Origin of the sequence: Streptomyces sp. NBC_00572, from assembly GCF_026341815.1 — a bacterium.
GTDB lineage: Bacteria > Actinomycetota > Actinomycetes > Streptomycetales > Streptomycetaceae > Streptomyces.
Window position 1 is genome coordinate 4440116 of the sequence record NZ_JAPENX010000001.1, and the last position, 19147, is coordinate 4459262.

18 protein-coding genes are annotated in these 19147 nt (G+C 72.6%); 12 read left to right on the forward strand and 6 right to left on the reverse strand.

The window, feature by feature from the left end; translation table 11 throughout:
- The first annotated feature begins 50 nt into the window (after positions 1-50).
- A complete protein-coding gene (locus OG514_RS20675; protein WP_266896866.1) occupies positions 51-887 on the forward strand; it encodes a hypothetical protein in 837 nt (278 codons plus the stop codon).
- Positions 888-966: 79 nt separating this feature from the next.
- Complete coding sequence (locus OG514_RS20680) at positions 967-1938, forward strand: helix-turn-helix domain-containing protein (protein WP_266896868.1); 972 nt, start codon at positions 967-969, stop codon at positions 1936-1938.
- Between the two features lie 192 nt (positions 1939-2130).
- On the opposite strand, the gene glgX is transcribed toward OG514_RS20680, so the two are convergent.
- Positions 2131-4251 (reverse strand): glycogen debranching protein GlgX, encoded by a 2121-nt coding sequence (glgX, locus tag OG514_RS20685; protein ID WP_266900908.1) that lies wholly within the window; start codon positions 4249-4251, stop codon positions 2131-2133.
- Between the two features lie 244 nt (positions 4252-4495).
- On the opposite strand from glgX, the gene OG514_RS20690 reads away from it, so the two are divergent.
- From OG514_RS20690 to OG514_RS20715, 6 genes are all read left to right on the forward strand, one after another.
- On the forward strand, positions 4496-5716 hold the full coding sequence (locus OG514_RS20690) for an Ig-like domain-containing protein (protein WP_266896870.1): 1221 nt from the start codon (positions 4496-4498) through the stop codon (positions 5714-5716).
- A gap of 184 nt (positions 5717-5900) precedes the next feature.
- Entirely contained in the window at positions 5901-7166 is a 1266-nt protein-coding gene (locus tag OG514_RS20695) for an Ig-like domain-containing protein (RefSeq protein WP_266896872.1), read from the forward strand.
- A 79-nt stretch (positions 7167-7245) separates the two neighbouring features.
- Complete coding sequence (locus OG514_RS20700; RefSeq protein ID WP_266896874.1) at positions 7246-8013, forward strand: enoyl-CoA hydratase/isomerase family protein; 768 nt, start codon at positions 7246-7248, stop codon at positions 8011-8013.
- Between the two features lie 60 nt (positions 8014-8073).
- Complete coding sequence (locus OG514_RS20705) at positions 8074-8592, forward strand: ATP-binding protein (protein ID WP_266896876.1); 519 nt, start codon at positions 8074-8076, stop codon at positions 8590-8592.
- Between the two features lie 429 nt (positions 8593-9021).
- Complete coding sequence (locus OG514_RS20710) at positions 9022-9786, forward strand: polysaccharide deacetylase family protein (protein WP_266896878.1); 765 nt, start codon at positions 9022-9024, stop codon at positions 9784-9786.
- Entirely contained in the window at positions 9786-10982 is a 1197-nt protein-coding gene (locus OG514_RS20715) for a YncE family protein (RefSeq protein WP_266896880.1), read from the forward strand. Before OG514_RS20710 ends, OG514_RS20715 begins: the two co-directional genes overlap by 1 nt.
- A gap of 25 nt (positions 10983-11007) precedes the next feature.
- Here the strand turns inward: OG514_RS20715 and OG514_RS20720 are convergent, their stop codons facing one another.
- Entirely contained in the window at positions 11008-11646 is a 639-nt protein-coding gene (locus tag OG514_RS20720; protein WP_266896882.1) for a GNAT family N-acetyltransferase, read from the reverse strand.
- Between the two features lie 74 nt (positions 11647-11720).
- Between OG514_RS20720 and OG514_RS20725 the strand changes: the two genes are divergently transcribed.
- Both OG514_RS20725 and OG514_RS20730 read left to right on the forward strand, forming a co-directional pair.
- On the forward strand, positions 11721-11936 hold the full coding sequence (locus tag OG514_RS20725) for an EF-hand domain-containing protein (protein ID WP_266896884.1): 216 nt from the start codon (positions 11721-11723) through the stop codon (positions 11934-11936).
- Positions 11937-12577: 641 nt separating this feature from the next.
- Positions 12578-12838, forward strand: a complete 261-nt coding sequence (locus tag OG514_RS20730; protein WP_266896886.1) for a hypothetical protein — start codon at positions 12578-12580, stop codon at positions 12836-12838.
- A 61-nt stretch (positions 12839-12899) separates the two neighbouring features.
- On the opposite strand, the gene OG514_RS20735 is transcribed toward OG514_RS20730, so the two are convergent.
- Positions 12900-13883, reverse strand: a complete 984-nt coding sequence (locus OG514_RS20735; protein WP_266896888.1) for a helix-turn-helix transcriptional regulator — start codon at positions 13881-13883, stop codon at positions 12900-12902.
- Between the two features lie 151 nt (positions 13884-14034).
- Here OG514_RS20735 and OG514_RS20740 point away from each other — a divergent pair, with 151 nt between their 5' ends.
- Both OG514_RS20740 and OG514_RS20745 read left to right on the forward strand, forming a co-directional pair.
- Positions 14035-14562 carry an SDR family NAD(P)-dependent oxidoreductase gene (locus OG514_RS20740; protein ID WP_266896890.1) on the forward strand — a complete coding sequence of 176 codons (528 nt, stop codon included), beginning with the start codon at positions 14035-14037 and terminating at the stop codon, positions 14560-14562.
- Between the two features lie 50 nt (positions 14563-14612).
- The gene (locus tag OG514_RS20745; protein WP_266896892.1) at positions 14613-15218 is read left to right on the forward strand and encodes a response regulator transcription factor; all 606 of its coding nucleotides are present in this window, start codon (positions 14613-14615) and stop codon (positions 15216-15218) included.
- A 95-nt stretch (positions 15219-15313) separates the two neighbouring features.
- Here the strand turns inward: OG514_RS20745 and OG514_RS20750 are convergent, their stop codons facing one another.
- The 3 genes from OG514_RS20750 to OG514_RS20760 are packed head-to-tail and all read right to left on the reverse strand — an operon-like array spanning position 15314 to position 19135.
- Complete coding sequence (locus OG514_RS20750) at positions 15314-16429, reverse strand: 3-dehydroquinate synthase II family protein (protein ID WP_266896894.1); 1116 nt, start codon at positions 16427-16429, stop codon at positions 15314-15316.
- On the reverse strand, positions 16401-17387 hold the full coding sequence (locus tag OG514_RS20755) for a 2-amino-3,7-dideoxy-D-threo-hept-6-ulosonate synthase (RefSeq protein ID WP_323181575.1): 987 nt from the start codon (positions 17385-17387) through the stop codon (positions 16401-16403). Before OG514_RS20755 ends, OG514_RS20750 begins: the two co-directional genes overlap by 29 nt.
- Positions 17384-19135 carry a class I adenylate-forming enzyme family protein gene (locus tag OG514_RS20760; protein ID WP_266896896.1) on the reverse strand — a complete coding sequence of 584 codons (1752 nt, stop codon included), beginning with the start codon at positions 19133-19135 and terminating at the stop codon, positions 17384-17386. The genes OG514_RS20755 and OG514_RS20760 overlap by 4 nt, the downstream gene beginning before the upstream one ends.
- Between the last annotated feature and the right edge of the window lie 12 nt (positions 19136-19147).

Below are 19147 nucleotides of genomic sequence, written 5' to 3' on the forward strand. Positions count from 1 at the left end.
CGTCCACAGGGGGGAACAGCCCGCACGGGGTGTCCACAGGGGGGAACCGCATGACCACGCTCGACACCTACGAGTCCCGCTGCGAGCGGCTCTTCCTCGCCGGCGGCAACGCGGCCGTACGCCGGGCCGCGCAGGAGGGCCTCGACGCGCTCGGCCCGCAGGCCGACCTCTACTGCTGGCTCGCCCTCGGCCACGCCGCCGAGGACGAGGACGACCACGACGACCTGGCCGAGGAGGCCTTCCGCGCGGGGCTGGCCCTCGACGGCGACCACCTCGGCCTGCTCGCCGGCTACGCCGAGCTCTGCCTGCGCGCCGACGGGTTCGACCACCCGGGCCGGGCCAACCGTGCAGTCGTCCTGTCCCGGCGCCTGAAGGAACTCGCCCCCGAGTCCGCCGAGGCTGACCGGCTCGCCTCCGCCGAGCGATGGGCCCGCCGCGGCTACTGGGACGACCTGCGGATGGGCGCCGTGCAGGGGAAGCTCAGGGCTCAGCAGACGCAGGAGCAGGCCCGGGCGCTCAGTGACGCCCTCGCCGAAGGCGGTGCCGACGCGGCCCGCGCCGCCGCCCGCGCCGCCGAGTCCGACGGCCCCGCCGACCGCGACACCGCCGTGCGGGCCGCCACCGTCGAGGCGCTCGCGGGCCCGTGGAACGCCCCCGTACGGTTCCTCGGGCGCTACCGCCCGGCGGCCTGGGCGGTCTCGGCCGGCCTGGCCCTTCTCACCAACCAGCTGCTCCGTCAGACCGGGGCCGTCGAGTCCTTCAGCGTCTGGGGCTACCTGTGGCTGCTGCCGGTCCTTCTCGTCGACCGCCGCTTCGCCTCCGTACGGAAGGAGGCCGAGGCTCGCCACGTGGCCCGGCTCGAAACGGAGCTCGCCGCCCGGGACTGATCGGCCGGTCCCGAGCCGGTCCCCATCTCCCCCCGGATTGTGGCACGTTGGATCGACGAGCCGACCGGGGAGGAAAGCCGTGCGCGTCCACCACATCAGCACCGAGGAGCTGCCGAAGTCGGAGCGCTTCGGGTACTGGCACGACATGACGGCCGCCGCTCTCATCCCGACCGTCATGGGCAGCGAGCACGCAGAGGACTTCCGGGCCGAGGCGCACACGGTCGACCTCGGGGCCGCGCAGGTCACCTCCCTGCGCTATCCGCCGCTCACCACCCGCCGTACGCCCCGGCTCATCCGCCGCGCCGACCCCGGCTACTACCAGCTGTCGCTCACCCTGAGCGGGGAGATGGCGATCTCCCAGGCGGGCCGGGACAACGTCTTCCGGGCCGGGGACTTCACCGTCTACGACTCCTCGCTGCCGTTCGACGGCATCACCCGTCATCCCGGCGGCCGTCTCGACCACATCGTCGCCCAGTTCCCGAAGGCCCTGCTGCCGCTGCCCGCCGGTGCGGCCGGGCGGCTCGTCGCCCTCCGGATCCCCGGGGACACCGGATTCGGCGCGCTGCTCGCCCCGTTCCTGCTCCGGCTCGCCGCCGATCCCGGGGGCTTCCGGCCCGAGGACGGGCCGCGGCTGACGACCGTCCTCCTCGACCTGCTCGCGGGCGCGGCCGCCGCGCGGCTCGACTCCGACACCGCGGCCGAGCCGGAGAGCCGCCGCCGGGCCCTCTTCCTGCGCACCCAGGACTTCGCGCGCCGCCGGCTCGCCGACCCGGACCTCACCCCGGGCACGGTCGCCGCCGCCCACCACATCTCGGTGCGCTACCTCCACCGGCTCTTCCAGGACCACGGCCTCACCGTCGCCGGCTGGATCCGCGACGAGCGGCTGGCCCGCGCGGCCCGCGACCTCGCCGACCCGGCGCAGCGCGGCACCCCCGTCCGCACCGTCGCCGCCCGCTGGGGCTTCCGCCACCACGCGGCCTTCAGCCGTGCCTTCCGTACGGCCCACGGCCACAGCCCCAGCGAGCACCGGGAGTGCGCGCAGGGTCAATGAGCCGTGCGCCGGAGGCCAACGACACGGACGTGGCCCCGACCCGACACTGTTCGAACACGCGGGCACGTCACACGGGGGATGTTCGGACGACCCGCGGCACGGGGTGCCCGTGCGGACCGCACCCCGGTCCGCCGGGGGAAAGCCCCCGCCCACCCGGCCACCGCCGTCGCGCCGCGGTGGCCGGGCCGGGGCTCACCCCCCGACCCGGAGCAGGACCATCGAGCGGGCCCCCACCGTGAGCGTTCCGCCGCCGCGGTGGAGGGTGCCCGGGGCCTGTGACTGGTCCTCCCTGCCCGTGTCGACGACCAGTTCGTAGGTCTCCGCCCACGGGGGGCCCGGGAGACGGAAGTCCAGAGGGCGGGGGCCCGCGTGGAGGACGGCGAGGAAGCTGTCGTCGGTGATCTGCTCGCCGCGCTCGTCCCGGCCCGGTATGTCGCGGCCCGACAGGTAGAGGCCGAGCGTGGCCGTGGGCGCGTACCAGTCGGGTTCCGTCATCTCGGTGCCCTCGGCGGTGAACCAGGCGAGGTCCCGCAGGCCGTCCGTGCCCTGGGGGCGACCGGAGAAGAAGGCGCGGCGGCGCAGGACCGGATGGTCGTGGCGGAGGGCGAGCAGCCGGCGGGTCAGGGCGAGGAGCTGGGCCCGGCCGGGGGCGTCCGGGAGGGTCCAGTCCAGCCAGCCGGTGGCGTTGTCCTGGCAGTAGGCGTTGTTGTTGCCGCCCTGGGTGCGGCCCATCTCGTCGCCCGCGACGAGCATCGGGACGCCGGTGGAGAGGAGGAGGGTGGTGAGGAGGTTGCGCTGCTGGCGCAGGCGGAGCGCGTTGATGTCGGGGTCGTCGGTCTCGCCCTCCGTCCCGCAGTTCCAGGAGCGGTTGTCGTGGGTGCCGTCGCGGTTGCCCTCGCCGTTGGCCTCGTTGTGCTTGCGCTCGTACGTGACGAGGTCCCGCAGGGTGAAGCCGTCGTGCGCGGTGACGAAGTTGACGGAGGCGTACGGCCGGCGGCCGCCCCAGGCGTACAGGTCGCTGGAGCCGGAGAGCCGGTAGCCGAGGTCCCGTACGTCGGGCAGGGCGCCCCGCCAGAAGTCCCGTACGGCGTCCCGGTAGCGGTCGTTCCACTCGGTCCACAGCGGCGGGAAGGCGCCGACCTGGTAGCCGCCGTTGCCCACGTCCCAGGGTTCGGCGATGAGTTTGACCCGGCGGAGCACCGGGTCCTGGGCGATCACGGCGAGGAAGGGCGAGAGCATGTCGACGTCGTGCATCGAGCGGGCCAGGGCCGCCGCCAGGTCGAAGCGGAAGCCGTCGACGCCCATCTCCGTCACCCAGTAGCGGAGGCTGTCGGTGATGAGCCGCAGCACCTGCGGCTGTACGACGTGCAGGGTGTTGCCGCAGCCCGTGTAGTCCGAGTAGCGGCGGGCGTCGGACTGGAGCCGGTAGTAGCCGCGGTTGTCGATGCCCTTCAGGGAGAGCGTGGGGCCCAGTTCGCCCGCCTCCGCCGTGTGGTTGTAGACGACGTCGAGGATGACCTCGATCCCGGCCGCGTGCAGCGCCCGCACCATCCGCTTGAACTCGCCGACCTGCTGCCCGGTCGTCCCCGAGGAGGAGTAGCCGGCGTGCGGGGCGAAGTAGCCGATCGAGTTGTAGCCCCAGTGGTTGCGCAGCCCGCGCCGGAGCAGATGGTCCTCGTGCGCGAACTGGTGCACCGGGAGCAGTTCCACCGCCGTCACCCCGAGGCGTACGAGGTGCTCGACCGCCGCCGGGTGCGCCAGACCCGCGTACGTGCCCCGCAGCTGCTCCGGGACGCCCGGGTGGAGCTTGGTGAAGCCCTTCACGTGGAGCTCGTAGATGACCGAGTCCTGCCAGGGCGTCTTGGGCCTGCGGTCGTCGGACCAGTCGTCGTCGTCCTGGACGACGACCCCCTTCGGGACGTACGGCGCCGAGTCCCGTTCGTCGCGGACGGTGTCGGCCACATGCTGCTGCGGCCAGTCCCGGACGTGCCCGTACACCTCCGGGGGAAGGGTGAAGTCGCCGTCGACGGCCCGCGCGTACGGGTCGAGGAGCAGCTTCGCCGGGTTCCAGCGGGCGCCGGTCCACGGGTCCCACCGCCCGTGCACCCGGTAGCCGTACCGCTGCCCGGCCCCGATCCCCGGCACGAACCCGTGCCAGATCTCATGGGTCAGCTCGGTCAGCGGCAGCCGCCGCTCCGTGCCGTCCGGGTCGAACAGACACAGCTCCACCGCCTCCGCGCCGCCCGCCCACAGGGCGAAGTTCGTGCCGGTGACCCCGTCGGGGCCGACCCGGCACCGGGCGCCGAGCGGCATCGGCGCGCCCGGCCACACAGGTGGTCCGGCCCGCTCCGGGGCATGCTCCGGTACCGCCTCCTGCTCGGCTGCGCTCGTCACCGTCCCGGCCTCCCGCGGCTCGTCGGCCCGCACTTCAGGGGGCGACGGCGTCCCGGCCGCCGCTCCCGCGCGTGGTTCTCCCCCTGTTCTGCCCGGACGGCCCGGGTCCCAACATGACCCGCACGCACGTTTCCCCTGGAGGGTGGCTGTCGTTGGGCCGAGCGTGACACATGTATGGAAGCGGGCGAGGTACGCCCTCGCAGTGGCGGGACTGATGGCGGGCCTCGTGGGCTGCACGGCGTCGGACGGCGGTGGCGGCGGAATCGACGTCGCCCTGCCGGGCAAGGCACGGGCCCCGGGCGATGTGATCCGGGTCAGCCCGGAGGACGGCAGCCGCGGGGTGTCGGCCGACGGCCCCGTCGAGGTGAAGGTGGACAGCGGGCGGCTCGAACGGGTGACCGTCGTCCAGGTGGAGGACGCGCAGCGGACCGAGGTCGCCGGGGAGATCTCCACCGACGGGCTGCGCTGGCGGCCCCGGCCGGAAGCCCGGCTGGCGCTGGCCGCGAAGTACAGCGTGGACGCGGTCGCGCTCGACGCGCACGGCCGCCGCTCCGCCCGGCACACCACGTTCACCACGGTGGTGCCCGAGAGCCGCTTCATCGGCTACTTCAAACCGGAGAACCGTTCCACTGTCGGCACCGGCATGATCGTTTCCTTCGGGTTCAACATGCCGATCGAGAACCGGGAGGCGGTCGAGCGGGCCATCCGGATCACCTCCGTGCCGCCGGTGGAGGTCGTCGGTCACTGGTTCGGCAAGGAGCGGCTCGACTTCCGCCCCGCCGCGTACTGGCAGCCGGGCACCGAGGTCACCGTCGAACTCGGCCTGCGGGACGTCGAGGGAGCACCCGGCGTGTACGGCATCCAGCGCAAGACGGTCGGCTTCACCGTCGGCCGCTCCCAGGTCTCCCTGGTCGACGCCGCCGCGCACACCATGGAGGTCAGGAAGGACGGCGAGGTCCTCGCCACCGTGCCGATCACCGCGGGAGCGCCGAAGACCACCACGTACAACGGGAAGATGGTCGTCACCGAGCTGTACGACGTGACCCGGATGAACGGGGCCACGGTCGGCTTCGGCGGCGAGTACGACATCAAGGACGTGCCGCACGCCATCCGTCTCACCGACTCGGGCACCTTCCTGCACGGCAACTACTGGGCCGATCCGAGCACGTTCGGCTCCGCCAACGTCAGCCACGGCTGCGTCGGACTGCGGGACGACAAGGGCGGCAGCGCCGATTCGCCGGCGGGCTGGTTCTTCGAGCGGACCCTCGTCGGCGACGTGGTGGAAGTGGTCAACTCCCATGACCGAAAGGTCGCTCCCGACAACGGCCTCGGAGGCTGGAACATGGAGTGGAACCGGTGGAAGGCCGGCTCCGCACTGCACTGAACCCGCGTCCCCCTCGTACCGCCCGGCACTTTCGCCCTCTTAGCAGGTCGATCGGGACGGAACGGTGACATTCACGAGGATCTTTCGTGTCCTGCGGTGTGATTATCTAGCGCCGTGTGCGCGAGTGAATGCGCACGGGGGTGGGGCCGGGCGGTGCCGGGCCGTGCGAGGGGAGAAGACCACAGTGAACGGGCAGCCGATATCGGGGGCATCGGTAGGGACGACGGGGCGGCGCGGCCGACGACGCGGGGGCGTCCGGCTGCAGGCCCTGGCGGCGGGAGCGCTGCTCCTGGTGCTCACCGCCTGCGGCGGCGGAGAGACGCCCGCCGGCGGTGCGGGGGGCAAGGCGCCGGCCGCCGAGGGCGGCGGCAAGCAGGAGAACGCGGCCTCCCAGGCGGTCGTGACGATCCTTCCGAAGGACGGCGCCGACTCGGTCGCCACCAGCGGGGTCCTCAAGATCACCGCGGAGCAGGGCAAGCTGACCACGGTCACGGTCGCCGACTCCAAGGGCACCGCGGTCGACGGCAAGATCGCGGCCGACGGCGCCAGCTGGTCGCCGACCGCCCACCTGGCCGCGGCGACCCAGTACAAGGTCCACGCGATCGCGAAGGACGCCGAGGGCCGCGAGTCGGCGAAGGACACCACCTTCACCACCCTCGTCCCGAAGAACACCTTCATCGGCCACTACACGCCGGAGGACGGTTCGACCGTCGGCGTCGGCATGCCGGTGTCCATCAACTTCACCCGGGGCATCACCGACCCCGAGGCCGTCGAGAAGGCCATCAAGGTGACGGCCGAGCCGGCCGTCGAGATCGAGGGCCACTGGTTCGGCAACGACCGCCTCGACTTCCGCCCGGAGAACTACTGGGCCGCCGGCACCAAGGTCACCGTGCACCTCAACCTGGACGGCGTCGAAGGCCGCCCGGGCGTCTACGGCAAGCAGAAGAAGACGGTCACCTTCACCATCGGCCGCCGTCAGGTCTCCACCGTCGACGCGAGCGCCAAGACGATGAAGATCGAGCGCGACGGGAAGATCATCAAGACGATCCCGATCACCGCGGGCGCGCCGTCCACGACCACGTACAACGGTCAGATGGTCATCAGCGAGAAGTTCAAGGTGACCCGGATGAACGGGGCCACGGTCGGCTTCGGCGGCGAGTACGACATCAAGGACGTGCCGCACGCGATGCGTCTGTCCAACTCGGGCACCTTCGTGCACGGCAACTACTGGGCCTCGGCGGGCACCTTCGGCTCCGCCAACGTCAGCCACGGCTGCGTCGGCCTCCAGGACGCGCGGGGCGCGGGCGACGGCTCGATGCCGGCGGCCTGGTTCTACGACCGTTCGATCATCGGCGACGTGGTCGTCGTGAAGAACTCGAAGGACAAGCAGATCAAGCCGGAGAACGGCCTCAACGGCTGGAACATGGACTGGTCGGAGTGGATCGCCTAGATCACCCGTGACGAGGGGCCCGGTGCTGTGAGCAACAGCACCGGGCCCCTCGCCGTTAACGGCCACTAACCTTCCTTCCATGACTGTGAACCTCGAAGTCGCCGAAGGCGTCGGCACGATCCGCCTCGACCGCCCCCCGATGAACGCCCTGGACATCGCCACCCAGGACCGGCTGCGCGAGCTGGCCCAGGAGGCGACCGACCGCGATGACGTGCGGGCCGTGATCATCTACGGCGGGGAGAAGGTGTTCGCGGCCGGCGCGGACATCAAGGAGATGCAGGCCATGGACCACGTGGCCATGGTCAAGCGGTCCCGCGCCCTCCAGGACGCCTTCACCGCCGTCGCCCGCATCCCCAAGCCGGTCGTCGCCGCCGTCACCGGCTACGCCCTCGGCGGCGGCTGCGAGCTCGCGCTCTGCGCCGACTACCGGATCGCCGCCGACAACGCGAAGCTGGGCCAGCCGGAGATCCTGCTCGGCCTGATCCCCGGTGCCGGCGGCACCCAGCGCCTGGCCCGGCTCGTCGGCCCCTCCAAGGCCAAGGACCTCATCTTCACCGGCCGGATGGTCAAGGCGGACGAGGCCCTGACGCTCGGCCTGGTCGACCGGGTCGTCCCGGCCGCCGAGGTGTACGAGCAGGCGCACGCCTGGGCGGCCAAGCTGGCCCAGGGCCCCGCGGTCGCCCTGCGGGCCGCCAAGGAGTCGATCGACCAGGGCCTGGAGGCCGACATCGACACCGGTCTCGCCATCGAGCGCAACTGGTTCGCGGGCCTGTTCGCGACCGAGGACCGTGAGCGCGGGATGCGCAGCTTCGTCGAAGAGGGCCCCGGGAAGGCGAAGTTCGCCTGAGCCACCCTCGCCGGGGGCCGATTCCGCCGGAACGGCCCCCGCGATCGTCTCCGTGCGGCCATGATGGGGGGCATGGCGGGCCTGGAGGGTAGGGAACAACCGTGGCAGCGCGCAAGCGCCGCCGCAGCGCGGCGCTCACCGGTCGCGGACGACGAACAGGCCGCCGACGCAGTGGAGTTGTACGGCAACCCGGCCGAGGAGGATGTCCGGCTGCCGTCCCGCCCCGAATCCGCGTGGGTGGCCCGCAGGCTCACCCAGCACGTCGTGCTGCGGCAGTGGGCGCTCGGCCCGCAGATCGCCGAGCACGCGGTGCTCCTCGTCTCGGAGCTCGTCGGCAACGCGGTCCGGCACACCGGCGCCCGGGTCTTCGCACTGCGGCTGCAACGGCGGCGCGGCTGGATCCGGATCGAGGTCCGCGACCCCTCGCGCGGGCTGCCGTGCCTGATGCCGGTGCACGAACTCGACACGAGCGGCCGGGGGCTCTTCCTCGTCGACAAGCTCTCGGACCGCTGGGGCGTGGACCTCGCGCCGCGCGGCAAGACGACCTGGTTCGAGATGCGGGTCGCCGACCGCCCCTGAGGGTCTCCGGCCTTCGTCGAGGGTCTCCGGCCGTCTCCCTGTCGTCGACGGCCCCCGAACGCACGGAAGCCCCCGTGCGCCGTGGTGAGGCACGTGGGGGCTGCCGTGGTGTGCGCCGTGGACGGGGGGGTGTATCCACGGCCGCTATGTCGACCTGGCCCGGGTCAATGGGGGTCGTGTCTCCGACTATGGCAGACAGGTGGCCTTGCCGCCAAAAGTCCCTACTGGTGCAATACAGGTTAAAACGGGACAGTTGCATAATGAATCGTTGGTGACGTGCAGCACCCGCCTTCTAAACAGTGAATGGCTATGCAGTTCATTGCTTGTTTCCCCGGCCCGTCCGCATGCTGGACGGCCTCCCCGTGGTCACAAACGTCCTGATTTGGCCTAATCGTAATAAACCGGGCACTGTCGCCCTTAAATGGTCGCGTGAAGCCGATCGACCGCCGCGGAGCGCTCCGGGCCGGTGCGGCCGCCGCCCTCGCGGGAGCCCCCACCACCGCCTGCGGCGCGGACCCCCGCCCCGCCGCACCCGTGCCCCGGCGCCCCGCCCCCGCGCCCGTCGCGGCCCCCGCCCCCCGGCGCCTCCCCGGGCAGCCCGCCGAGATCGCCCACGGTCCCCGCGACCGGCCCCGGGTCGCGCTCACCTTCCACGGCCAGGGCGACCCCGCCCTCGCCCGGACGCTCCTCGGCCAGGCCGAGAAGGCCGGCGCCCGCGTCACCGTCCTCGCCGTCGGCAGCTGGCTCGACCAGCACCCCGACCTCGCCCGCCGCATCCTCGACGGCGGACACGACCTCGGCAACCACACCCAGCGCCACATCGACGTCAACGCCATGACCGAGGCCGAGGCCCTCGCCGAGATCGAGGCCTGCGCCACCCGGCTGCGTCGGCTCACCGGCTCCATCGGCACCTGGTTCCGGCCCTCCCGAACCCAGCACGCCGCACCCGCCGTCCTGCGCGCCGCCGCCCGCGCCGGATACCCGCACGTCCTCTCGTACGACGTCGACTCCCTCGACCACACGTCGCCCGGCGCCCCCGTCGTCGTCCGCAACGTCACCGGATCCGTCCGCGCCGGATCCGTCGTCAGCCTGCACTTCGGCTACCCGGACACCGCCGTCGCGCTGCCCCTCCTCCTCGCCGACCTCGACCGCCGCGGACTGCGCGCGGTCACCACCACGGAGCTGCTGACCTGATGGCCCACCCCACGCAGAGACACGTCACGGCAAGGACGAGGACCCTCCTCGCCGCCACCCTCCTCGCCGCGCTCGCCGGCTGCGGCAGCGGAGACCCCGGGGACGGCGCCGCCCCCGTGAAGAAGGCCGCCGCCCCCGCCGTACCCAAGCCGGCCGCGGCCCCCGCCGGGCTCCCCGGGATGCCGCCGCTCCTCGACCCGAAGGACGTCTACGCCGCCGACCGGCCGAACCAGCTCTCCCCGGTCGTCAAGGACTTCCCCTCCCGGGTCTACGTCCCCAACACCAACTCCAACACCGTCTCCGTCATCGACCCGACCACCTACCAGGTCGTCGAGACCATCCGAGTCGGCATCCAGCCCCAGCACGTCGTGCCCTCCTGGGACATGAAGACCCTCTGGGTCAACAACAACCGCGGCCACACCCTCACCCCGATCGACCCCGCCACCGGTCGCGCGGGCAAGCCCGTCGAGGTCCACGACCCGTACAACCTCTACTTCACGCCCAACGGCAAGTACGCCATCGTGATGGCCTCGCTCGACCGCGAACTCGTCTTCCGCGACCCCCACACCATGGAACGGAGGAAGAGCGTCCCGGTCAGCTGCTACGGCGTCAACCACGCCGACTTCTCCGCCGACGGGCGCTACTTCGTCGTCTCCTGCGAGTTCTCCGGCGAGCTGCTCAAGGTCGACACCGAGCGGATGGAGGTGATCGGCCAGCAGAAACTGCCCTTCGAGGGCGCCATGCCGCAGGACGTGAAGATCTCCCCCGACGGCAAGACCTTCTACATCGCCGACATGATGGCCCACGGCATCTGGGTCCTCGACGGCGAGAAGTTCACCACCCCGACCCTGCTGCCCACCGGCAAGGGCGCCCACGGGCTCTACATCAGCCGGGACTCCCGCGAGATGTACGTCCCCAACCGCGGCGAGGGCTCGATCTCCGTCTTCGACTTCGAGCAGAACAAGCTCACGAAGAAGTGGCGGCTGCCGGACGGCGGCTCCCCGGACATGGGCGGCGTCTCCGCCGACGGCAAGGTCCTCTGGCTCTCCGGCCGCTACGACTCCGAGGTGTACGCGATCGACACCGCGAGCGGCAAGCAACTGGCCCGCATCCCGGTGGGCGGCGGCCCCCACGGGCTCGCGGTGTATCCGCAGCCCGGTCGCTACTCGCTCGGCCACACGGGGATCTTCCGGTAGGCGGCGCAGCGCACCGCCCGCGCCGTCAGCCCGCGATCAGGAGGGCCTCCGAGGCCACCGGGCGGTAGCCCGCCGCCTGGAAGGCGCGGACGCTGCGGGCGTTGCCCGGCGACTGCTGGGCCCAGACCACGGCGTCCGGCGTGAGGTGCCGGGCCGCCGTGGCCAGGGCGCGCCCCAGGCCCCGGTGGCGTACCTCCTCGTCCACCTCGACCGCCGCCTCCCAGCGGCCCGCCACACCCCGGCCCAGGATCACGAGACCGCCGTCCGCCGCCCACACCCGGACCTCGTCGCGGAACTTCAGGGCCCGCGCGACCCGGGGGTGGTCCGGGTCCACGATCTCCCGGAGCTCCAGCGGGGGAGCGCCCGGCAGGGCGTCGGCGACGGTGAGCAGGTCGACCGTGTTCATGCGCCGGCCGGTACGGGCCATCAGCGCCATCAGGAATCCCGGGTTCATGCTCGCCGCCAGCGGGTCGCTCGACGTGGCCGCCAGCTCGGCCCGTATCCACTCCGGGTCGGCGTCCGTGAAGACCACCGAATGGGCGGTGAAGGCGAGCACCCCGGCGTCCCGGGGGTTCGGCTGCGGCACCACCGTCGTCGTCCCGTCCGGGGGAGGGAACTCCCCGTGTGCCGCCGCCGCCAGGATCCGTGCCACCTCGTCGCTCATACCGCCATCATCCGGCAAGTCGGGGGCCAGCTAATCTGACCCCGTCAGTGAAGCACCAAGAAGGGGCGGAAGCAGTGGCGGACATCGACTCGGCACGCACGGCATTCAACAAGTTCGACGTGGACGGCGACGGCTTCATCACCGCCGCGGAGTACAAGAGCGTCATGGCGCAGCTGGGCGACTTCCACGTCACCGAGACGGTCGCCGAGGCCCTCATCAAGCAGCGCGACGACAACGGTGACGGCCGGCTGTCCTGGGACGAGTTCTGGTCCCACCTCAGCAAGGCCTGACCCACCCGCCCCGACGGGCGGCGCAACGCTGAGTTGCCGCCCGTCCGGGGTTCGGGCTCGGTGACGACCGTCCGGTGACGCTTCCCGGACCCTCGGCACCCCGAGCCGTCCGGGCGCTCCGCGAAGGCCGTCTCGTGCTCGCCGCGGCCGACGCCTTCGTCCTCGCGGCCCTCTGCGCCGCCTCCCGGCGCACCCCGCCCCGGCTCGCCGCCCTGCTGTTCGCAGTCGCAGTCGCAGTCGCAGTCGGGCCCGCGTGCCCACCCCGAGACGTGCCCCCTCCTGGGGACCCCCCTGTCCGTCTGTTCCGCGTTCGCCGCGTGCCGGTGGCAAGTCGCTGCATCACGTGCCCGTGGCCGGATCCCGGCCCGGTGCGGAAACGGTCCTGCGCGCGCCTCCCACCTGGCCTTTTGGCCGGAAGAAGGGGGTCCGCTCGGAGCGTGCCTCCACTTTTCCCGCAGGTCGTGAGGCAGCTCGTTGCCAGGCAGCTTCCTGGCCTGTCCGGAAGCGGACAGGTGGGGCCCGGCGGTGATTTCCTCTAGGTGTGCGGCCGGGAAGGCTGAAAAGTCACCGGCCGCCAAGGACCTCCTGAAACGCACGTACGCCGCACTCGTACCGCATCCGCATCCGGAATGGAGACCCACATGTCCTGTCGCTCCTGCCGCGCCGGAACCGTCCTCGCCACCCTCGCCGCCGCCGTCCTCGGCGGTCTCCTGATCGCCTCCCCGGCCCAGGCCGCCCCCGCCGCACCGCAGGCCGTCGCCCAGGGCGCGGACGACTTCGTCTGGCCGACGCCGCCCCACCCGCAGATGCCGGACTTCCCCTGCGTCCCCCCGCTCCCGCGCCTGCCCTGTGTCATCGAGGTCCCGGACGACTTCGTCTGGCCGATCGCCCCCAGGGACTGATCGCGATGCACGTCACGACCGCCGCCACGGCCGCCGCCCCGCTCCGGAGCCGCTCCCGGCTTCAGATCCACTCCCGGCGGGTCGCCTGCACCCCCGCCTCGAACCGGCTCGACGCCCCCAGCCGCTCCATCAGGTCGGCCACGATCCGCCGCTCCGTCCGCACCCCGATGCCCAGCGCCCGCGCCACGGCCTCGTCGGTGAGACCGCTCGCCAGAAGCTGGAGCAGCTTGCGCTCCTGCGGGGTGAGCCCGCCGGGCAGGGCGTCCCCGGGGCCGTTCAGCGGGCAGGCGTGCTCCCAGTAGGCCTCGAACAGGGCACGCATGGCCAGGACCACCGGCTGGCTGCTGAAGAGCAGCGCGGACGGCTGGGCCTGACCGGGCAGTCCGGCGACCACCGCCGCCGCCGTGTCCACGATGAGCAGCCGCATGGGAAGTGTCGGCGAGGTACGGATCTCGCTGCCGCGCTCCGCCATCCACTGGGCGTGCGCCCGGGTGACCCGGTCACCCGCGACGCTGTCGAGATAGATGGTCCGGAAGCGCACGCCCCGCGCCATCGCCCGCTCGTTCAGGGGCCGGCCGGCCTCGACGGACTCCTCGGTGAGGGCCTTGCCGGGATGGAAGGCGAGCGACTCGCCCGTACAGGACTCGGCGAGGGCTTCGAGCCGGGTGCGGATGTCGTCGACGTTGTCGAGGTGCTCCGCCCCGTCGAGACCGCCCGACCGGCCCGAGGCCGTGTACTCGGCCGCGAGGGCGGCGAGGGCGGCACGATTCTGCTCGATCCGCTGCTGCCGCGAGGCGAGTTCGCGCTCCTCGCGCTGGAGCAGCACCTTCAGACCGAGTGAGGGGTTCACCGCGCGCATCCGGCCCGGGGTGTCCCGGGACGGCGCGAGCAGTGAGAGCCTCGTCAGCAGGTCGAGGGCCTCGTCCACCTGTTCCGTCGTACAGCTCAGAAGCTTCGCGAGGCGCTCGGGATCGTGCTCCTTGTGGAACAGGATCGCGCGGTACACGCCCAGCGTGTGTTGGTCGAGCGACGAGACCTCGTCCACGGTGTCCCCCAACGGTCATACCGCCCCCGGCCGATCGGGGCGGAGGATCTGAACCGGGGCCCGTGCCCCAACGCCCGCGCTACCCGGTACACCCCATATACACGCGATCATCACGCTACCCGTTCGACGATCTCCTCGAAAGGGACGTCACGTGCTCCAGACCGGTTCCTCCCCGCCGCGACTCGACGGTCTCGTCGTGCTCGTCGTCGACGCCACCACGGGCATCGGCCGGGAGCTCGCGACGCGGTTGAGCGCCGCCGGGGCGGTCGTCGCCGTCGTCGGCGCCGGACATCCGGACCGCGACGACGACGCCGCCACCAACGCGGCCTTCCTCTGCAAGGCACTCGACGACGCCGGCCTGACGGCGCTGCCGTACCGCATCGACATCCGCGATCCGGCCGAGGCCGGCCGGCTGCCCGCACAGATCGCCGGCGACGCCGGCCCGGTGAACGCCGCGGTCGTCGTCCTGCCGCCGCCGGACACCGACGGGGAACTGTCGCACGCCTTCCGCGCGGTGTCGGCCGCCCTCGCGGCCGCGCTGCCGCCCGGCGCCCGGCACATCGAGCGCACCCCGGCCGCCGCGGCCGGACCGGACACGGCGACGGCCGAGGACCGCTCCTGGCTCCGCTCCGTCGTCGACGGCCTGGCCGCCGACGCGGCGCGGGCGACCAGTCGCTGACCGGCGGCCCGGAAGGGCCACCGCCACAGAAGTCACCACGGGGGAGACACATGTCCATTCGCGTCGTCGTGGCCGGGGACCACCAACTGGTCCTGGAGGCCTTCGCCGAGACCCTGAACGGCACCAACGGCCTGGACGTCGTGGGGCTCGCCACGACCTTCGAGGCGGTGCTGCCCGCCGTCCAACGGCACCGGCCCACCGTGCTGTTGCTCGGTGAGAGCACCATGGGAGGCAAGGCGCTGCACGCGGCGACCGAGGTCCGCTCGCACCACCCGGGCTGCGGGGTGGCGCTGATGGTCGGCTCGGCCACACCGTCCGTGGTGGACCGGGCGGTGGCCGCCGGAGCCCTCGGAGTCGTACCCAAGACGGCCCGGCTGCCGCAGCTCATCACCACCCTGGTGGGGGTCGCGGGGGGCTGCCTCACGGTCGACCCGGGGCTGCTCCGTACCCCGTCGGCGGGGGAGACGGTGCTCAGCGTCCGCGAGACGGACGTGCTGAGGCTGACCGCCGGAGGGGCGACGGTCAAGGAGATCGCGGGCGAGCTCTACCTCGCGGCGGGGACGGTACGGAACCTCACCTCGGCGGCGATCAAGAAGCTCGGCGGGCGCAACCGCTTCGACGCGGCGCGCATCGCGGCGGAATGCGGGTTGCTGTGAGGGCGGGGATGGAGCCCGGACGCGCGCCGGCCCCGGCACGAGGCGTGCCGGGGCGGGGCTTCACGACATGGTGGAGCAGGGCGCTCCGTGCACTCCTACTTCTCCAGGCAGAACTCGTTGATCGGGTAACCCACATGACGGTCGGCCGTCGGCAGGTGACCCAGGATGCGGTCGCCCGGCTTGAGTTCGGTGCTGTTGAGCACCGAGGCGCCGGGGCCGAGGACCCGCACGTGCCAGTCGTCCTGGAGGATCAGGTTGACCGTCTGGCCGCTGGGCGCGACCGCGTCGATGGAGATCAGCGGACGCGTCTCGATCTTCACCCGGCCGACGCTGACCGGCCGCGTACGGCCGTCGACGTCGACCGCCAGGACGGAACTGCCGGCGTGCAGCTCGCTCAGGTAGTGGGTGCGACCGTTCTGCCCCACGGTGTACGAGTGCAGGGCACCGGCGTTGACGCGGAACGGACGGGTCGGCATGTACGGCAGCGGGTGGGTCTCGCTGACGCACAGGACCATGCCCTTGGAGTGGGAGCCCACCAGGATGCCCTCGTCCTTGCGGAAGTGGGTCGTGGTGTCGACACAGGCACGCTCGCCCATGCCGATGTGCGTGGTCGCCGTGACCTCCAGTTCGACCAGCGAGATCTCCCCGCCGTGCGCGGTCGCCGCGGTCCGCAGGGCCGTCGCGTCACCGACCGTACGGCCCCGCATCAGGACCCCGTCCGAGCCGTGCTCCAGGACGCCGTAAAGGATCTCGGCCTCCTCGGTGTCGGCGGCCGTCGTCACGATCGAACCGGGCGCGCCCGAGGCGGCCGCGATGACGATCTCCAGCGGGATCTTCGTCGGGTCGCGGAAGTCGAGGACGCTCCACGCCTCCAGACGCGCCGCCAGGCAGGCGTCCTCCAGGGTGTCGGCGTCGACGATCTCCACGTACCGCCCGAACTGCACGTCCGGGTGGGCCGCTTGGAGCTCGGCGCGGGCGTCCCGCGGGCCGGGGACGATCACGACGTCGACCCCGTCGAGGTCGGCGGGCACGGTCGCGGCGCCGTCCTCGAAGAGCAGGACCTTGCGCACGGTGGGCGGCAGACCGGCGAAGACGGCCGGGTCGGTGGCGACGATGCCGTCGATCTTCTGGTGCACGGCCTCCTCGAGGACGGCGGCGGTCGCGGCGCCGGCCTCGCGGATGTCAAGCCAGCACAGTTTGGCGTCCGTCATGATGCGGACCTCCTGTCAGGTTGTCGAGAGACGAGTTGTCGAGCGTCGTGTCGTCGAGATGGGTGTCGTGGTGCGGGTCGTCGAGCGGTGTGCCGTCGAGGTGGTCGGGGGTGAGGCGTTCGCTGTGAAGCCGCTCCCGGCCGCTCGGCTCGCCGAACGGGACGGTGGTGAAGTGCTGTTCGGGGAAGTGGTGCACGATCCGGGCGACCTTGGCCGCCAGCGCGCGCGGGTCCTTCGCCTGGAAGATGTTGCGGCCCATGGCCACCCCGCCCGCCCCTCCGGCGATGGCGTCCCTGACGTACGCGAGGACGTCCTCCTCCTTCTCCAGGGCGGGTCCGCCGGCGACGAGCACCGGCACCGGGCAGGCCGCGGTCAGGTCGAGCATCTCCGCGGTGGATCCGAGGAAGACGGTCTTGACCAGGTCCGCGCCCAGGTCCGCGGCGATCGTCACGGCGTGCGCGACGACCGCCGGGTCCCGGGGGTCGCTGATCCGCGGCCCGCGTGGGTACACCATCGCGAGCAGCGGCAGGTTCCAGCGGTCGCAGGCGTCGGCGATCCGGCCGAGGTCGCCGATCTGCTGCCGCTCGTCGTCGGAGCCGAGGTTGACGTGGACGCTGACCGCGTCCGCGCCGAGGCGCAGGGCCTCCTCGACGCCGGCGACGACGTACTTGGCATTGGGGTCGAGCGCCTGGCTGGTGCTCGCGTTGAGGTGGATGATCAGCGACATCGCGGCGAACCGCTCCGGGCTGATGTGCCGGACGCTGCCCTTGTGCACGACGACGGCGTCGGCGCCGCCGGCCGCGATCCGGGCGGCGAGCTGGTCGAGCGTGGTGCCCTTCGGCACCACGGGACCGTCGTGGATCGAATGGTCGAGAGGGGTGATCATCAGGCCGGCCGTGCTGTGGCGGTAGAGCCGCCGTAGCCGCAGCGACCGGGCGAAGTGGCCGAAACCGGTCATGGAACGCCCTTTCTGGTTCGCGAGGAGGCGTGATCGGGCTGGTGACCCGCGCCGCTCACGCGGACGGGGTCGGCCCGCGCGGTGGCTCCGCGCGGGGAGCTGAGGGCCGGCCCGCCGATCCGCGGCCCGCCGACGCGCGGGGCACCGGTGCCGGAGAGGGCGGCGGCGACCGGGGCGGAGCCCGGGGGCGAGACCGGGGCGGCGGCGACCGGCGGCGACACCGAGGCGGTGGGGTCCGGCGGCGAGACGGAGCGCAGATAGGCGCGGTCCGGTTTGCCCGAGGGCGTGAGCGGCAGCCGCGGCCAGACCGAGACGCGTACCGGAGTGTGCTCCGGAGTCAGCGCCGCGGCCACATAGCCCCGCAGGTCGCAGGAGGTGTGCCCGGCGCCCGAGTACAGCTCCACGGCCGCGTGCACCTGCTCCACCCAGTCGCGGTCCCGCACCCCGAACACCGTGGCCTGACGCACCTGCGGATGACGCATCAGCGCCTCCTCGATGGCCGCCGGATCCAGCTTGAGCCCGCCGTGCTTGATCACGTCGCCCACCCGGCCGTCGAGCCGGAGGTAGCCGTACCGGTCCCAGTGCCCGAGGTCTCCGGTGCACAGCCAGCCGTCGCGGAAGACGGTCCCGGTGCGTTCCTCGTCGCCGAGGTAGCCGGCCGTGACCGTGGGCGAGCTGATCCAGATCTCGCCCGACACCCCCCGCTCGACCTGGGGGCCGCCGCCGGGGCCGCGGATCTCCACCCGCACCCAGGGGAACGGGCGGCCCGCCGAGCCCAGCAGCTCCGGCTCGCGGTGGTCGAGCGGGTTGAGGCTGCTGATGCCGCCCGCCTCCGTCGTCCCGTACACCTGGATGAGCACGTCGCCGAAGAGCTCGACGGCCCGTGCCACCCGCACCGGCGCCGCCGGGGTGCCGCTGTAGGTGATGCGGCGCAGCGACGACAGGTCGGTGAGCGGGGCGGCCGGGTGGTCCAGGAGCCGGTAGAGGTGCGGGACGGCGAGATAGACGTCGGTCACGCCGTGCCGCTCGAAGGCGTCCAGGACGTCGCCCGCGTCGAACTCGTCGTGCAGCACGACCCGTCCGCCGCTCGCGAGCACCGCGTCGGCCATCGGCGCGGTCGTGTGGCTGATCGGCGTGACGGACAGCAGCGTCGCGGGTCCCCGGGGATCGAGGCCATGGGCGAGACGGCTGACGAGCTCCTCACGCGTGTCGTACCGCTGGGCGACCATCTTCGGCCGTCCGGTGCTCCCGCTGGTGAACTCGACGGTCGCGAGGTCGTCCGGGCGCGACTCGGGGAGCCGGGCCGGCAGCGGTTCCCCGGCCCCGCCCGCCGCCGCCCAGGGGACGGTCAGCGCGGTCACGGACGGGACGCGGCGGGTGAGCCATTCGCCGCGCTCGGCGCTCTCGTCGTCGACGAGCAGCACCGACACCCGTAGGTCCTCCAGGAGTCGGGCCTGGGTGGCGACCGAGAAGGTCTCCGTGTCGGTACGCGGATTCATCGACCGTACGTACACGGAGGTGGCGCCCAGGAGATGGACGGCGTACCGGGCGCCGAGCATCAACGGCCGGTTGGGGCCGGTGAGTACGGCGACGGTGTCGCCGGGTCGGACGCCGCGGGAGTGCAGCAGGGCCGTGGTGGCCCGCACCGAGCCGGCGAGCCGGCCGGCGGTGACGGCCTCGTCGGCGCGGTGGATCACCACGCGCCCCGGGTCCTTTCCGAGCGCGTCGAGAATGCGGCGTACGTACATGGTTCCTCCTTT

Bases quoted from the DNA above. Each gene is read 5' to 3' on its own strand.
- OG514_RS20745 (WP_266896892.1), top strand. From the start codon at position 14,613: ATGTCCATTCGCGTCGTCGTGGCCGGGGACCACCAACTGGTCCTGGAG.
- OG514_RS20675 (WP_266896866.1), top strand. From the start codon at position 51: ATGACCACGCTCGACACCTACGAGTCCCGCTGCGAGCGGCTCTTCCTC.
- OG514_RS20755 (WP_323181575.1), bottom strand. From the start codon at position 17,387: ATGACCGGTTTCGGCCACTTCGCCCGGTCGCTGCGGCTACGGCGGCTC.
- OG514_RS20705 (WP_266896876.1), top strand. From the start codon at position 8,074: ATGATGGGGGGCATGGCGGGCCTGGAGGGTAGGGAACAACCGTGGCAG.
- OG514_RS20700 (WP_266896874.1), top strand. From the start codon at position 7,246: ATGACTGTGAACCTCGAAGTCGCCGAAGGCGTCGGCACGATCCGCCTC.
- OG514_RS20730 (WP_266896886.1), top strand. From the start codon at position 12,578: ATGTCCTGTCGCTCCTGCCGCGCCGGAACCGTCCTCGCCACCCTCGCC.
- OG514_RS20715 (WP_266896880.1), top strand. From the start codon at position 9,786: ATGGCCCACCCCACGCAGAGACACGTCACGGCAAGGACGAGGACCCTC.
- OG514_RS20720 (WP_266896882.1), bottom strand. From the start codon at position 11,646: ATGAGCGACGAGGTGGCACGGATCCTGGCGGCGGCGGCACACGGGGAG.
- OG514_RS20750 (WP_266896894.1), bottom strand. From the start codon at position 16,429: ATGACGGACGCCAAACTGTGCTGGCTTGACATCCGCGAGGCCGGCGCC.
- OG514_RS20760 (WP_266896896.1), bottom strand. From the start codon at position 19,135: ATGTACGTACGCCGCATTCTCGACGCGCTCGGAAAGGACCCGGGGCGC.
- glgX (WP_266900908.1), bottom strand. From the start codon at position 4,251: ATGCCGCTCGGCGCCCGGTGCCGGGTCGGCCCCGACGGGGTCACCGGC.